Genomic DNA, 16,735 nt, shown 5'->3' on the forward strand with positions numbered 1-16,735 from the left:
ATGAAAAAGAAAAAATCGAAAATGATAAGAACCGAAAAAGCCCAGGGCAATTTACTCTGGGCTTATTTTATTTTTCAAATATTCTACTGATAGATAGAAAGCGGAATTATTTCACTACTACCTTGCGAGTAGAACCATCGCTCATGCGGATGATGTTGAGACCCTTCTGAGGAGCAGAGATGCGCTTGCCGTCAGCAGAAAAACGAGCCACCTCAACTGCACCATTAGTGGTAATATTCTTAATACCAGTAGCAGGAGTTACGGTTACTACGAATGTAGTTTCAGCTAACTTACCATTAGAGTTTACCTTGATAGTTACTGCTGCTTCACCCTCCTTCTTTGGGGTGATGATAAGTGAACCATTCTGCATCTTTGCATCCAACACAGATGCATCACTGACAGTTTTCACACTCTTAACGATAGCAGCATCAAAGTTGTCTGCATCAGTGGCAAGATCTTTCAGATCAATAGTAGCAGTCTTATCAGCTGCCAAAGTCAAATCTCCTACAGGATTAGCAATCACAGGAGCTTCATTATCAGGGAAAACAGGCAATGATGGGAACCAATAGTTAGAAATCATTGGATATTCTGCAAGTTGTTTACCCTCTGCATCATACTTGCGAACCACATAAGTAGCATCAGTAAAGCCCTTGAACAAACTAACGTATGCATCATCACTTACAGGATCTACGCGGAATGAGCAACCGTAGATATAGAAGCCATCAGCCGCATCTGTATAGTCAAGATACTTAGAGAACTTATTGTTGTCAATATCATACTTATAGATAGTATAGTTACTAAACCAAGAAGAGCTGCCGCCATTCCAATAAAGCACGTTCTGCTGATTGCTTGCGCAGAAACAATCAGGAGTCCAAGCATACCATGAATTAGCAGGTCCATAGATACCTTCTGGCAAAACAATGATGGTCTGCTCCAAAGTGTTAGGATTAAGCTTTACGATTCTGTTATCAGCCTGTCCTGAACCCGATGTGGCAGCTAAACTCAACCAGAGGTTTCCGTCTTTTGAAAGAACTACAGAACCAAAGCCCCATCCTTCAGGTGCAGCAATAGCCTGTTCAACCTTATCAGTATTGGCATCAATAACAAGAAGACCACTCTTCTGGTGTACAGCGAATACACGATCGTTAACACGAATCATACTACCAATCTGTCCGCTATAAAGCTGATCGTAAGCACTACCTCCACCATTTGTGGTTCCCTCCACACTACCAGCAATTTCCTGCTTATCGAGGTCGAGGATAAAGATACCATTGCTTGTACCAACATAGCCTTTATGCTCATCTACGCCAAGAAAAGCACGGCCATCGGCATTGGTAGATATCGTCTGGATTTGCTTCTCCATCTTCATGGTCTTGGCGTCAAGAATATTGACACGACCACCGACAACAGAAGCTCCAGGGTCTTTCTCCTGCTTTGACGTCACATAGAACTTATCGCCATAAATCTGGCCATATTGAGCAGTACATCCCAACTCTACACCAGGATTCTCTTTCTGAACAACACGGTAAACCCACTCGCCATTATCAGTTAAGAAGTTGATAGTAGAGTTCTGATGACCATACCAGTCTTCATTAACAATAAATGTTCCCTTGGTATAGTCTGTATTAGCATTCTCATCATATACCAACTGGCAAGCACCAGTCTGAGTTGGCTGAGAGTAATCTATAATTGTACCAAGTACATCACGTTCTGGCAATGTAATGCCTTCAATCTTCGTATTGGCAGGAAGATGATTATAAGCAGCACCATTCTTTACTACCTGGTACTCTCCATCAACGAACTTGACTACAGGAGAAAGGTCTGTACTACAAATATCACTGTTCAGTAGACGAGATTTTGCAGACTCAGTAATCGTACCATTTATTACATTATATCCATAAGAAACAACGTCTTTTGCCGCATCATCACTTTTAATATTAAGAGTAATACCATCTCCATTATTATAGAACACATTGTTAGCAAAATGTACATGTGGAGCATTCACTACACAAATAAGACCATCTGAAGCCTTATCATTATCAGCAAAGGTACAAGATACAAGATTAAGATGTACCAAATCCTTATTAGGCAACTCCCAAATATTTAAGACACTACCCTCTCCTGTCATTTTAATGTTAGAAAAACGACAGTTGCTGATAGTAACATTTATATCCTTACTAGCTGATGTACCACTGATAGCACAACCAACGCCATCACCATTTCCAGAGATACCATCAAAAACACACCTGTCAATAGTCAAACTTCCTCCTTTATAAGGAGCATAATAGAAAGCACTTTCTTGCAAATTCTTAAAGACGAAATCAGTTATGCGGATTGTCTTATAATCACTCGGATAAGCATTCAAAGGAAGAGGACCATTTGTCAAGACAACACCATTGCCATTAATAGTAACACTGGTGTTAATCTCTGCATAATCTAATATGCCCGATGTATCAAACTCAGTACCACGCAATCCCTCACGGAACTTAATAGTCTCGCCATCTGTTGCATTTTTCAGTGCCTCAGCAAATTCCTTTAAATTGTTTACTGTTGTGACCTTGCCTGTCTCTGCTGTTGCTGACTTTATCTTAGCTTTAGCAGAAGGAACAGTAAGAGTTGAAACATATTCGAGTTTTCCACTCATGTCATTGCTATACCAGTTTGACATATCTGAGATATAAGACCATCCATCAACACAACCACTGGTCAGTTCTCGTGAAGTTGCTCCTACTGACGAATAGCCATACGCTTGATCCAAAGAGTTAGTTGTCCAATAACTCCAATAGCCATTATACCAACCAGCACACCAGTGATCTGACGCATCATTAGAAGTAAACTTATCAAATGTATAATCTGCACAATTATAGGTACCAGCAGTAAGACTAAAGGAACTACTACCATTCAATAGTTTGATGTTTCCATTCCCATTGATGTCATAGCCAAGTCCTCCAACAGCAGTACCATATTGAGTACCCTCATTCACTAACATATAAAAGCGTGGGTCGGCAGCAGCAACAGCTTTCAGCATATCCACACCAGTGGCTTTACCACTCCATCTATACCCCCACACTAAATTCGTGTTGTTACCTTTACCATCATCCCATTTTACAACGAGAGCAGCATGATTTCTACCATTTCCTACCCAATACTGGATATTATCAAAATCAATATTAGGCATGACTGAGGCTATCTCAGCCTTGGCACTTCTCGCTAATTTGCGAGGTACCCCCTGAACGCTGACTTGTGCAAATGCAAAAGTTGTGCACAAGAGCATCAATAAAAGAAAGTAAAGTTTCTTCTTCATACTTATTACCTTAAAATTAAACTTATAATAATTAACTATTTATTCTCTTATCACCAATCATCTATTCACCTAATGGATCATCAGGTAAAGACGATTTAACTTCCACATGCAAGTCTTGTGCTCTCGCCACTTCCGTGGAAGTTTCTCCAACCCATCCGCAATACTGTCTCACTCCAGTATAGACTCTAATGAAATCAACCCCTGGCAGATGCACAGGATTTCCCTGCTTATCTACAGCCCAGGAAATATCAAAGGAACAGAGGTCTTGTTCCGCATTGGGATGATTATCAGCATATCCCCACGGATAGGAATAAAGTACATAGTAGGTTCCTATATGACTTTCGTCCACTCCGTTTTGAGGCAACAAAGTTCCCTCAAACTTCATCTCATCAGCCTTAATCCACTCCGGGTAATAACTCTGCGTGTGGAATGAGTTCTTTGCTACATAGCCACTTTCACCACGATTATCCGTCCAAGGGATATACAAGGTATCGGTCAGCATCCCCGTTACATCAGGGACCGGTTTATGGAAATCATCCGGACGGCGATACGTTATCTCATAGTTTTTGAGCGTTGCCGGCTTGTAATATTCACTGCCAGCCAACTCATACCACTCATCATCATCCGCCTTGCCATTACAGTTGCGGTCGAACGCCACCATTACAATGCCCGGTTCTGCCGAACCTCCTTTCATGTCCTTATAGGCGGGAATATCGCTATAGAAAGCATTTCCTTTAATAAAGAAGTCTTTCTGCCCCGGCACATTGATGACGGTATGATCAAAACCGAAAGTAACATAACCTCCGTAGGAACCTAACGAAATCATCACATCGTTGGTCAGATCATCTTCTGCTTTCTGGCGCATTGTCTCTTCATTATCGCCCTTTTCATAAATAGGCATGGTATTGACAAACTGCCCTGGTGCAGGTCGATACTCATATACTTTAGCTGTATATGGACTATACTCAGTATCCTCATGTACCACCTGTACGGGAAAAATATGCTTATATCCACGCTCCCCATCATCGAGGGAGAAAGTAAGCGTGTAAGTGCCTTCTTTTTCGGAAAGAAACACATAATCCCGATCCGTACTAAGCAGGGAATCCCGCCCATCTGAAGTCTGCACCGTCCATCGATAGCTCTTGCCCTCATAGGCTGGCGAAAGTCGGAGTTTACGCATGCGCTCTATGTAATAGTAGTCATTGAGTCCCGATGAGACGTTTTCCAAGTCCTGATGGCAACTCGACAATCCCATCCCCAGCAACAAACTGATCAATATATCACATAATCTTATCTTCATCGTCTTCCATTATTTTGTAAGAAAACACATGTGGGCAGGAATATCCCCTGTCCTCACACTCCACTTTTTCACTCCATACCGATTATAGCAGTGCAACACCCCACTCGAAACATAGTTTTTGGCATCTGTCACGTAGATGTCATGTGTTTCCGGATGGATATTGATACCATAGGGGATGGTGATGTTTTTTTCCGACCCATCGGTAATAAACGAGTCGCTCACTTTCTTCAGGGTCTTTACATTGACGATACCATACGTGATGGTATTCTTCTGTGTATAGTTGTTCCACTCCGTGGCATAATAATAGAGCGAATCGCCACTGATGCAGAAGTTGCTGCAAGGTATGTTGAGCGTATCAGTTACCTCCATCTCGTTGCGTCCTTTCTTTCTAACTAACACATAGAGATTGGAGTGGATGTTCTGGTAATCTCCCCGGGAAGTTACCCAAAGTTTGCCGTACTTATCAGCTTTAATATGATGGAGATTGATACCCACTGGAATTTTCTCTACTTGCTTGAATCCCTCTATTTCTATCACCGACACGGTCTTGTCATAATTGGGAGCCATATATCCTCCTGAATTTGCCACATAGATATACTGTCCCAACACACAAAGTTCATCGGGCTGGAATCCCACCGTACATTTAGCCACGGGCTTCAGCGAAAGCGTATCTATCTTATAGACTGCTCCTTGAACCGCATCAGGGTTATTGAGCTGCACCGGTCCTACATAAGAAGTGGCATAGACATACCCCTTGTGAAAACGCACATAGCGCACATTTGGGATATTAACCTGCCCGATGCGATGAGCTGTGCGAGCATCCAGCACCTCTATTTTATTAGAGCAATTGATGACGGCATAAATTCGGGAACCATATATCTGAATGTCATTGCCCACATCACCCAATTCCTTGATAACATGAGGATTGCGCTCAGCATAGAGATTACGTACATAATACCCCTGTGAGAAATCAACATAATCGAGCGTACTCTTGTTGCTACCCATGTTGCCCTCGTTGAGCAGGTACATGCCGATAATTTTCTGTCCCGGCTTCACCTCCTCGGGGATAATTTCGTACTCAGTAGGAACCACCACTTCATCTTCGCGGCAGCTTACCAAACATGTACCTATTAGTAAATATAGCAATAGCTTTTTCATCATGTTTTTATTTTTTTTGATGCGTGCCACCATTATTACATCTCAAACGTCAACGTGAGGCGATAGTTGCGCTTAGGCATCGGATAATTGAGTATCACATCATAGTCCTGGCTGAAGAGATTATTCACCTCTAAGGCTACACGAGCCTTGTAATCCTTCCAATTGAAACTTTTCTGCAGAGAGAGGTCGTGAGTATACCATGGCTGTGTATGATTATAGATGATATTCTCCTGCTGGTTATATCTCTCACCGGTATAAATAAAACTATAGTTCAAACCCCAAGTTCCGTAATCCATCTGTACCACAGCCGAACCACTGTTCCATGGAATATATGGTATCTGGTCGCGATAATAGGTATCGGCAGGATTGGTTACATCAATGGCCTGCTGGTAAGTATATTGCAGACGAGTAGTAACATAAAGTTTGCGCAATGGTCGGAGAGTTGCACTTACCTTGGCATCGAGTCCATTGATATGCACTTTGCCCAGGTTGAGCATCGTCCAACGGAACTGTGCTCCCTTAGGATAAGCCACAATCTTATCACTCACAAAATTACGATACCCATCCACCTGCACAGCCCACTCATACAATATTCCCTTCATACGAGGACTGAAATATGCAAATCCCACATCATACTGGGTGGTATATTCCGGGTTAAGTTTAGAGTTGCCCATCTCTGCATAATAGAGGTCGTTGAAGGTTGGCATGCGGAAACTCTTCTTATAGAAGGCCCTCAAGGAGAAACCTATGTTTTGGAACGGCTTATAATAGAGAAACACTGCCGGCGACCAGGTATTCTTATCAGCTGGTGCCTCTGCATCCCTTGTTACATCATGTACATAATTATAAACCACACTCCCCTGCATCTTGAATCCACCCCAGGCTATTGCTGTGGCTAAAGACACGATATGATTCCAGCGAGTAGGATGCACAAATCCATACATATCAGCATCCATGTTGTTCCACTGGAAATCATAAGCACATGACACCTTCCACCAAGAGCAAAGATCATACTGATGCAGAGTGGACAGATAGAACTCCTTCTGGCGATACACATTATCTATCAGCATTACCGTGGTATCCTTGTTGACATACTTGGTGAGAAAGTAAGAGTATTTCGCCATTAACTTCGTTTGGTAATGGGGAGAAAAGCGCTTATGAATATAACCTTGTATGAAAGAATTATTGTCGCTGATACGCTCGCCTCGCCGCCATACATTATTAACGATAGCCCCTGGCACACCACGTTCTGAGGTATAATTATATGCTTTCAGCATCCAGTCACCTCCCTTAACGTCACCAAATAAGGCTCCCTCCAGTCGGGTGGCACGAATATCACCATTCTCTCTTACAGCCGTTGTATCATACATGATTTCATCGGTTTTTACTGCCTTTCTACGGTAACGGAACTTATACTTACCACTGCTGCTGAGCCATTCGCCATTGAAGGAAACTTTCACCCTATCAGAGAGATTCAGTTCGACAAGCAGCGATGGATTCACCAGATCGAAAGAACCAGTCTTGAATTTCGCTTTCAGATGATAAGCCTTACCTTCTTCAAATTCTGGAACACGAGTCTGCAGATACACCGAACCTGCCGAAGCAAATTCCTTGGCAGCTTGAAATATCTGGCTTTTCTGTCCATTATAAAGCGAGATAGTCTGCATATTATCGAGTGAATACATTCCCAAATCCACCTGTCCATTTTGTGCATTGGAGAGTTCTATACCATCATAGAACACGCCCACATGATTGGTACCCATAGAACGGATGTTGATGGTCTTGATACCACCCACACCACCATAATCCTTGAGTTGCACACCCGAGAAGAAACGCAGGGCATCGGCCACACTCATCGAGTTGAGCCGCTGCAGTTCATCACCTGTCATCACCTGTGCCGGAATCACACTCGGAGTATTATTACCCACTACGACAACTTCCTTAATAGTATGAATACTATCCAAACTACCTACATGCTGCTTCTGCGCATATAGTACCCCACTTGCTACCATGCATCCCACGACGCATAGCAGTAATTTCATTATTCTCATTTAATCTTCTTATACCTTAATATAATAAGTAAATAAATAGTATGTCTCCATCACGAACCCATCCCACGGGGTTGGATAGAATCATCGGAATCTCTTACCCTAAAGACAACCTTTAATCATATCGTTTCCGATGGCAACGGCAGGTCTTCTGACTTGCATCCTCCCAGCATCTCACTCTATGTTAACCATAAAAAGATGCAAAACTCATGGCAAGCGGTCTTCCCGAAAAAATGTCAGTGACCATGGTGCTTACCGCAATAAGACGCTTACAGCAGCGGGACTGTCCGGGCTTCTCACCCGATTCCCTTTTAATCACTACGCACCCTCCATGCCTGCGGCGGCAGGAAGTGGCAGCGAACCAATTGCGAGTGCAAAGGTACAATAAAAAAATGAATAAAAGATTATTTCACCTGCTTTTTTATTCTACAAGCGATAAAATAATCTTTCATTCATTTCCTGTTTTATTCTTTTACTTCTTGATTTTATCTTTTTACTCCTTGAGCATTTTATGTTTTCTGAAACATTTATCCTTTTAGGATTTTCTGAAGTTCGGCGAAATCATCAATGATCCATTCTGCAGCGGCAAGCTGCTCACGGGTTCCGTTTCCATAAGTTACGGCACAGGCCCTGCAACCGGCATGATGCGCCATATCCACATCGAAATTCATATCACCAACCACTAAGGTTTCTTCAAGCATATCCTTCACGTCATCAGGCGAAGTTACAGGATTTTTCATTCCTCTCATCTCTCCCAGTGCCTTGAATACCATATCGGGTGCAGGCTTCACATGCTCCACATCATCACCCGCCACAATAGAGGAGAAAATATCCTCCAACTGCATCTGTTTCACATATCCATCCAGCGAGCAATGGTTTCTGCTGCTTGCCATTCCCAATACAAATCCGCGATGATGCAACTCCCTGAGCGTTTCTATCACATGAGGAAACGGCTTTACGATCATCGTTTGCTTGTTTTCCAGGAATATCTCGCGATAAGTAGCAGCACACTCCATCCCTTCCTCATCACTCATATCAAAGAGCGAGACGAAAGCCTCATCCAGTCGTAAACCGATAGTCTTGGCACATTCCTCATCCGATTTCACTTCGAGATGCCTGGCCCTCATCGTGTCCTGCAAAGTCTTGACGATCAGACTTTGAGAATCTCCGATAGTTCCGTCAAAATCAAAGATAATATATTTCATATTTCTTCTATAAACTGTTTAAAAATCTATTATTGTAAAGATAACTTTCCCGAGATTTCTCTTTACGATTGCAAAGTTAACGATATTTTGCGACTCCACCAAATTTGGGGCGACGATTAAGTCCCACATTACCTCTTTAACAACTTTTACTGATAGAACGGCGAATGTTAAATATTACATAAATTCTTATGCAAAAGTTTGCAGATAGTGAAGAAAAAGCGTATATTTGCCGTAAGAACAGTAAAGGAATTCATTATGAAGAAGAAATTAGTTTTGACAGCAGCTGTCATAGCAGCTCTGTCAGTTGGTTCTTGCAATAGCAAGAAAACCAACAATCAGGAAGCTGACCAAGATAGTCTCAGCTATACAGAGAAGGATTCACTCGAATCCAATGCCTTCGTCCTCGATTCTATCGCAGGAACTTACGAAGGAACACTCCCTGCAGCCGATTGCCCAGGTATCAAGACCGTGCTCACACTCAATGCCGACAGTACTTACCAGTACTCAGCCGACTATATCGAGCGCAAGGATGGTCACGACGAAGCAAGCGGAATCTTCAAGATGCTGGCTAATGGCGTAGTAGAAATCACCCGCCCTTCAAGTGGCGAGAAGTCATACTACAAGGTAAAGGATGCCCAGAGTCTCATCATGACCGATTCTCTCGGCACAGAACCAGAGGGCGCAATGGCCAAGCACTATGTGCTGACCAAGAAGAAATAAGCCCACAGACTTCAACCGTCAGTATCGCCTCAAAGGACGATACCTGACGGTATAAATCTGGTTGAAGTAAGCCTTCCATTCATTCGGCTCCTTATCGTCGCTTCTGACAATACGGATGCCATAAAAACGGGTGCCCGTCTCCTTGTATTCCTTGAATCTCGACAGCATAGCCTGCGAGGGATTCGGAATCAGGAAGTCGGTTATCCAAAGTACGTCTGCATTCACATAATGCAATCCATCATGATCGAGCAACTCGAACATCTGGCTCATCATTTTTTTCGCAGATGTTCCTCCTCCGATAAAAGGGAGATGACTGGCTGATGCCGTATCTTCCGTCCCTTCCACAATATTGATTCCAATCTTCTTCAGCCGTTCTGCCTTTCTCTTAGCCATGAGATCGATGGCACGTGTACTCACCGAGAAATCTATCAGAAAACAGTCTCGCTCCAATTCTTCTGCCGTTTCTTCTATCAGAGAAATGAGCGTGGAAGAAATTCTTTCAGGAGTGCCATACATACTCGCAGAAGTATCGAGGCAGACTATCATAGGACCCTTGCGGGAGGCATGTGTAAAACCGAGTTTGCGGGAAGGCTTAGCCATCTCACTCTTGTAGCGGAAAGTCTGCAACCTACGCGTGCGATACTTATATATAAAGAGTCCCTCCATGTCCTCATCACTGTATTGTGCAAGTTCGAGCGGAAGAAGCGAGTTGAGATCATCGCCCACGGTAATGCCCTCAATATCACTTCCTGAGGAATGTTCCATCTTCATATCGACACCCGAAGCGATGGTCAGCCGGTCCTTACCATTGGCATCCGCCACACGTCCCATCTTCGCTACAATCTCCTTGATTTCAGGATATTGATCCTGTATTTTCATCTCGTTCAGTCGACGCTCAAATTCCGTCTCTGTCCAGGCGTTCTTCATCATTTCCCATGCCTGAACCGCCCGCTGTTCAGAAATACCCTTCAACTTCATATTGCGGGTTATTTGATCCATCATGCGGACCAATCCGGTCTCGAAATGAGTCTGTCTGAGCGCTATGAAGTCCTTCAATTTAGAAATCACCTGCTGCTCTATACAAGCCTTCCAATCCCTTACCAGCCGTTCCCAGTTCTCAGCTTTGGAAGCGCCGATAGAGGAATGCAACCTGTCAGTATCTCCATCATGAATTTCTCCATTATGATTAGCTTGAATAGACTCCTCCCCGAAAAGCCGGAGGAAGAAAGTTTTGTCGAATCCATCATTCCGATGCTCCTCATCAATCTGGTCAAGCAAGGGTCTCCAAACCTCTTCGTTCATCCTACGGAAGGGAGTCCAGTCGAGCACATCATCAGCCCGATGACTTTCCGTCCAGGCTCTCTGTCGCTGGAATCTCATGTGGTGAACACATTCCACGATGAATTTTCCTACAGTCTCATAGAAAATTTTGCTCTTGATTCTGCTGTTAACCACCTGGCGCTGGAATTTCTGCACCTCTTCACCTGTCTCTGCAATAGTAACTTTCAAGGTAAAGAGGTGAATCAGATAATCCTTGAGCGGATCTTCCTTCAAATTCCAAGGCATGACAGTACTTGCCGGATCAGGAATTTTCACCTGTCCCGACTTGCAGAAATCATCCAGCATTTTCAGGTAGAACTGGGATTCAACCAAGTCCTTATTGGTCTGATATTTCATTTTTCCATCAGATATTCAGCAAAGATGCGGGCTGCACTCTCCACCTTTGCAGCACAAGGGCGAGATTTGTAGTATTCTGCCGTACGGGCTGAAGCCACATAACTGGACTGTGCCTTCTCATATCCTTTCAGACCGAGGATTTCAGCACAGATGATACTGCCATTCTGCTGCTTTGACTTAGCTAACAAATCCTGCACTACCTTGTAGCAGGCAGACTTACCTTCCCGGTCGTCGCCTTCGGTCTGACCACAGTCCAGCCCCACCAGTACGACAATACCTGATACTGCGCCACACATCATGCGCATTCTACCCACTCCGCCGCCGAAGCCAGCACCGATACGTTTAGCCATTGTTTCATCGAGACCATACAGATCAGCAAAAGCAGCCACCACAGATTGGCAGCAGCCATAGCCCTGCATGAAATTCTCCACTGCCTGATGCACACGAGCCTCCAGTTCAGGAGACAATATTTGATTTTCTTGATTCATATTTCCTAAATTATTTCACTTCCTCTATCCTAGCTCCGTACGCTCCACTTAATCCTCATACAGTTTCATCGTGTCCTGTCTTGTAAAGGCAAGTTCCTTATAGAAGTCTCTCAGATAAGCTGAGATTTCATTTTTATCATCAGACGAAACAAAGAGATTCTCACCCAAACGTCTCTCCAGCGAACTCAGACCATCGGAGAGAGCTTCTATTTCTCCCTCATAATCTCTGCCCTCATCCGGGCTCTTACGAATGCGATGATACTTGATGTCTTCAGCAAGCGCATTCTTCATCTCCACCAGTTTCTCTGCCAAAGGAGCAAAAAGAGCACGGATCACAATAGTACGGATGGCATCCCTTTCCTCCGGTTCCTGCCAGAGACAATGATAGATAGGAAGCAAGTCGCAACAATCAACCTCTTCCCTGTCCTGCATGAAAGCAGAAGTACGGAGCAGACGGGCAATATTCTTCCAGCGACGATCGCTCACGTAGATATTCCTGCGCTCAGCAGCCTCATCCACATTCACGGCTCTCAAGGATTTACGAATGACGGAAATGACATCCAGCACCTCCTCCTTTACACCTATCTTATTGATATTCTCCGACCATTCCGCATACTCTTCTGCAGTAATCGCATTTGAATTCTTCACTCTTCGTTCTTCACTCTTCACCTCCAAGAGCATCGCCCTGAAATTCGATTCCTTCTTAATCGGACGACTCTCAATGCGAATGACAAATCGGTCCCAGAGAGCCTCCAAGCCCTCGCCCTTTGCCGGCAACTCATTGCTGGCAGCCACGAGAAGTTTCAGCGGAAGGTGCATCTCCCGATTACCATTGCGGAACAGTTTTTCATTGATCACCGTGAGAAGCGTATTCTGAATAGCAGGCCCCGCCTTCCAGATTTCATCCAGAAAGACCACATCAGCAGTAGGCAGATAACCATCCACCGCACGCTCATAAGTATCAGAAGACTTTAATTTCTGAATACTCACAGGACCGAAGATTTCATCAGGAGTAGAGAAACGCGACATCAGGTACTCAAAACTATGAGCATCTCTGAAAGCAGTCTTCAACTGACGGGCCACCATACTCTTCGCTACTCCAGGAGGGCCTAAAAGAATAACGCTCTCGCCTGCCAGAGCGGCAAGGAGCGAGAGCGAAATTTCAGTATCTTTTTCATATATGCCCCGGTTCATTTCCTGGAGCAAAAGTTTAAATCTTTCCAGCATGCAATTACTTTACGTTGCCCACCTTAATCAAGTACTCAGCAATCTGCACAGCATTCAAGGCAGCACCCTTACGAATCTGGTCGCCAGTGAGCCACAAAGTATTGCCGTTGTCATCAGCCAAATCCTTGCGGATACGACCTACATAGACATCATCCTTACCAGCGCTCTCCAAAGGCATTGGATAAACGTAGTTCTGAGCATCATCCTTCACTGTAACGCCTGGAGCAGCCTCTAGAGCCTTGCGGATATCCTCTACAGCCAATGGCTTCTCTGTCTCAAACCATACACTCTCTGAGTGAGAACGGAGAGAAGAAACACGCACACAAGTAGCACTTGTACGAACATCAGAGTGCATGATCTTGCGAGTCTCGTTATACATCTTCATCTCCTCCTTGGTGTAATCATTTGGAGTCATCTTGTCAATCTGAGGAATGACATTGTAAGCCAACTGATGAGGGAACTTATTGATATGATCAGTCTTACCAGTCTCAATGATGTCCTTATACTGCTGCTCAAGTTCAGCCATAGCTGCAGCACCAGCACCGGAAGCACTCTGGTAAGAAGAGATATGAATCTTCTTGATATGACTCAAGTCATCGATAGGCTTCAAAACCACTACCATCATAATAGTAGTACAGTTAGGGTTGGCGATGATATTACGAGGGCGGTTCAGCGCATCCTCAGCATTCACCTCAGGCACAACCAGAGGCACATCGTCGCACATACGGAATGCACTTGAGTTATCTATCATGACAGCACCATACTTAGTAATGGTCTCAGCAAATTCCTCAGAAGTACCACCACCAGCAGATGTGAAAGCAATATCGACATCTTTAAAGTCATCGTTATGCTGCAAAAGTTTGACCTCATAGTCCTTTCCCTTGAAGTTGTATTTTCGTCCAGCAGAACGCTCAGAACCAAACAACACCAAATCATCCATTGGGAAATTTCTCTCTGCAAGGATGCGCAAGAATTCCTGACCTACTGCGCCACTTGCACCAACAATTGCTACTTTCATAATCGAATCTTTTTAATTTAAAAGTTGTTATAAGTGTGAACTTGGAAACGAGAAACAGCAAAAAACTGCATATTATCTCAAATCCGCTGCAAAGTTAAGACTTTTTCTGTTAAACCAAGCATATTTTTGCAAGAATTGTTGCTTTTTGCTGCATTTTTCTCATTTTTACTTACATTTCTATCAACAAGCCTGCATTTTTACTAAAAAAAACATGCATTTCTATGGTTTTAAGGGGCTATACGTCACGTTTTCATCATCGTGGCATATAGACCCTTGTCCTGTCACATGAAAAAAGCAATCTCTAACTTTTTCAGAAACTTTTCCCAGAAAGCTCTTGCGGGTTTGGAAATAAAGTCGTAACTTTGCGCTGTAGATTTTAAAACAGATGGTTATGAAGTACTTAGATCCTAAGGCAGACCTCACGTTCAAGAAGATATTCGGCAATCACCCTAAAAGACTGATCAGCCTTCTGAACGCACTCCTGCCACTCAGCGAAGAGGAACAGATACACGAAATCAAGTATCTGCCCACAGAACTTGTGCCCCAGCTCGAAGGGGGCAAGAACACCATTGTGGATGTACTCTGCACAGATGTCAGCGGCAGGAAGTTCTGCGTGGAGATGCAGATGGAATGGTCTGAAGCCTTCCAGCAGCGAGTACTGTTCAATGCATCCAAGCTCTATGTGAGTCAGGCTAAAAAGGGAGGAAAATATAGTGAACTCCAACCTGTGTATTCTCTCAACCTGATAAATGATATCTTTGCGCATGATACTCCAGATTTCATCCACAACTACCGCATCGTGCACGATAAGGACAGTAATAAGGTAATCGAAGGTTTGCATTTCACCTTCATAGAACTCCCCAAGTTCACTCCACATTCCATTGCCGACAAGCGCATGATGGTATTGTGGCTCCGTTTCCTCACGGAAATCAATTCCAACACGAAGGAGATTCCTGCCGACCTGCTTAATGATCCGGAGATAGGAAAAGCCGTAGAGGAACTGGAGATTTCCGGTTTCACTGATGCCGAACTCTGGGCCTACGACAAATTCTGGGATTCCGTAAGCGTTGAAAGAACCCTCATAGATGACAGCTACCAGAAGGGGAAGGAAGAGGGAATTGCTGAAGGCATGGAAAAGGGTAAGACAGAAGGCAAACATGAGGCCAACACAGAAACAGCACAACGTTTGCTGGCAATGGGACTTTCTGCCGAACAGGTTGCCAAAGCTACCCAGCTGCCTTTGGAAATCATTAAGAATCTAAGCAATTCATAAAAATACAATAGCGGAGATGTAGATTACGAATATCACCATATAATCAAGGGTCTATACGCCACCTGTTCATCGTGGCATATAGACCCTTGTCCTGTCACATAAAAAACGCAATCTCTAAACTTTTTCAGAAACTTTTCCCAGAAAGCTCTTGCGGGTTTGGAAATAAAGTCGTAACTTTGCGGTAGCATTTTAATATAGTTGATTATGAAGCAGGTAGAAGAAAGATATATCAGCTTGCTGACCGACTTCGGTTTCAAGCGAATTTTTGGAACAGCAATGAACAAGGATTTGCTCATTTGCTTCCTCAACAGCTTGTTTAATGGCAAACAGGTTGTGAAGGACGTATCGTATCTGAATCCAGAGCATGTCGGAGATGTCTATACCGACCGCAGAGCCATCTTTGATGTATATTGCGAGGGCGAAAACGGCGAGAAGTTCATCGTTGAAATGCAGAATGCTTATCAGGCGTATTTCAAGGATCGCTCCCTCTTCTACTCAACCTTCCCTATCCGTGAGCAGGCACCTAAGGGGAATGACTGGGATTTCAAACTCAATCATGTCTATACCGTAGCCCTGCTCAACTTCAGCATGAACGAGGATGCATTCGACAAAGAGAAGATCCGCCATCATGTACAGTTGTGCGATACCGCTACCCACAAGGTTTTCTACGATAAGTTGGAGTTTATCTATGTAGAGATTGCCAAGTTCAACAAAACCCTTGAACAGCTGGATACGCTCTACGAGAAGTGGCTCTATGCACTGAAGAACCTCTATAAGCTTACCCAGCGCCCTAAAGAACTGTGCGACAAGGTCTTCGATCGCCTCTTTGAGGAAGCCGAAATAGCCAAGTTTACTCCGCAGGAAATGAGGGAGTATGAAGCTAGTAAGAAGGCATATCGGGATATCAAGAATTCAATTGATACGGCAAAACAAGAAGGGCTTGCTGAAGGTATAGAAATAGGCATGGAAAAGGGTATGAAGCAAGGCATGGAAAAAGGTAGAGCAGAAGGCAAACATGAGGCCAACACAGAAACAGCACAACGATTGCTGGCAATGGGACTTTCTGCCGAACAGGTTGCCAAAGCTACCCAGCTGCCTTTGGAAATCATTAAGAATCTAAGCAATTCATAAAAAATACAATAGCGGAGATGTAGATTTCTAATATCACCATATAATCAAGGGTCTATACGCCACCTTGTCATCGTGGCATATAGACCCTTGTCGTTTTTCCGTGAAGTGCGGGTGAAAGCCCCCGATGCGTATGAGTGCCAAGAAGGAGGCATTGATGAGCATGAATATAAAACATGCAAACTGAAA

The 16,735-nt window shown here is 43.9% G+C and carries 12 protein-coding genes and 1 riboswitch; of the genes, 3 read left to right on the top strand and 9 right to left on the bottom strand.

Annotated elements, in window-relative coordinates; genetic code table 11:
• Positions 1–106: 106 nt before the first annotated feature.
• The 5 genes from KUA50_RS08710 to KUA50_RS08730 all read right to left on the bottom strand — a co-directional run bounded on the left by KUA50_RS08710 (position 107) and on the right by KUA50_RS08730 (position 9,015).
• Complete coding sequence (locus KUA50_RS08710; RefSeq protein ID WP_218457765.1) at positions 107–3,304, bottom strand: DUF5074 domain-containing protein; 3,198 nt, start codon at positions 3,302–3,304, stop codon at positions 107–109.
• A gap of 61 nt (positions 3,305–3,365) precedes the next feature.
• Positions 3,366–4,604 carry a cell surface protein gene (locus tag KUA50_RS08715; protein WP_218457766.1) on the bottom strand — a complete coding sequence of 413 codons (1,239 nt, stop codon included), beginning with the start codon at positions 4,602–4,604 and terminating at the stop codon, positions 3,366–3,368.
• Between the two features lie 9 nt (positions 4,605–4,613).
• Positions 4,614–5,762: a YncE family protein gene (locus KUA50_RS08720; RefSeq protein ID WP_218457784.1), complete on the bottom strand. Its 1,149-nt coding sequence runs from the start codon at positions 5,760–5,762 to the stop codon at positions 4,614–4,616.
• A gap of 35 nt (positions 5,763–5,797) precedes the next feature.
• Entirely contained in the window at positions 5,798–7,804 is a 2,007-nt protein-coding gene (locus KUA50_RS08725) for a TonB-dependent receptor domain-containing protein (protein WP_256624338.1), read from the bottom strand.
• Positions 7,805–7,933: 129 nt separating this feature from the next.
• A riboswitch (cobalamin riboswitch) is annotated at positions 7,934–8,191 on the bottom strand.
• Between the two features lie 146 nt (positions 8,192–8,337).
• Complete coding sequence (locus KUA50_RS08730) at positions 8,338–9,015, bottom strand: HAD family hydrolase (protein ID WP_218457768.1); 678 nt, start codon at positions 9,013–9,015, stop codon at positions 8,338–8,340.
• A 255-nt stretch (positions 9,016–9,270) separates the two neighbouring features.
• Here KUA50_RS08730 and KUA50_RS08735 point away from each other — a divergent pair, with 255 nt between their 5' ends.
• The gene (locus KUA50_RS08735; RefSeq protein WP_118117339.1) at positions 9,271–9,735 is read left to right on the top strand and encodes a copper resistance protein NlpE; all 465 of its coding nucleotides are present in this window, start codon (positions 9,271–9,273) and stop codon (positions 9,733–9,735) included.
• Between the two features lie 18 nt (positions 9,736–9,753).
• Here the strand turns inward: KUA50_RS08735 and KUA50_RS08740 are convergent, their stop codons facing one another.
• Genes KUA50_RS08740 through KUA50_RS08755 form a run of 4 tightly spaced genes read right to left on the bottom strand, consistent with a single transcriptional unit; the run spans position 9,754 to position 14,145 of the window.
• Positions 9,754–11,412 (bottom strand): vWA domain-containing protein, encoded by a 1,659-nt coding sequence (locus KUA50_RS08740; protein WP_218457769.1) that lies wholly within the window; start codon positions 11,410–11,412, stop codon positions 9,754–9,756.
• Positions 11,409–11,900, bottom strand: coding sequence for a C-GCAxxG-C-C family protein (locus KUA50_RS08745; protein WP_022110774.1), 492 nt, complete (start codon positions 11,898–11,900; stop codon positions 11,409–11,411). The genes KUA50_RS08740 and KUA50_RS08745 overlap by 4 nt, the downstream gene beginning before the upstream one ends.
• A 48-nt stretch (positions 11,901–11,948) precedes the next feature.
• Entirely contained in the window at positions 11,949–13,127 is a 1,179-nt protein-coding gene (locus KUA50_RS08750; RefSeq protein ID WP_218457770.1) for an AAA family ATPase, read from the bottom strand.
• A 4-nt stretch (positions 13,128–13,131) separates the two neighbouring features.
• Entirely contained in the window at positions 13,132–14,145 is a 1,014-nt protein-coding gene (locus KUA50_RS08755) for an aspartate-semialdehyde dehydrogenase (RefSeq protein ID WP_022110772.1), read from the bottom strand.
• A 385-nt stretch (positions 14,146–14,530) separates the two neighbouring features.
• On the opposite strand from KUA50_RS08755, the gene KUA50_RS08760 reads away from it, so the two are divergent.
• Both KUA50_RS08760 and KUA50_RS08765 read left to right on the top strand, forming a co-directional pair.
• A complete protein-coding gene (locus KUA50_RS08760) occupies positions 14,531–15,418 on the top strand; it encodes an Rpn family recombination-promoting nuclease/putative transposase (RefSeq protein ID WP_218457771.1) in 888 nt (295 codons plus the stop codon).
• Between the two features lie 204 nt (positions 15,419–15,622).
• A complete protein-coding gene (locus KUA50_RS08765; protein WP_413777419.1) occupies positions 15,623–16,549 on the top strand; it encodes an Rpn family recombination-promoting nuclease/putative transposase in 927 nt (308 codons plus the stop codon).
• The last annotated feature ends 186 nt before the right edge of the window (positions 16,550–16,735 follow it).

The sequence above is a fragment of the Segatella hominis genome (assembly GCF_019249725.2).
In the GTDB taxonomy this organism is placed as follows: Bacteria; Bacteroidota; Bacteroidia; order Bacteroidales; family Bacteroidaceae; genus Prevotella.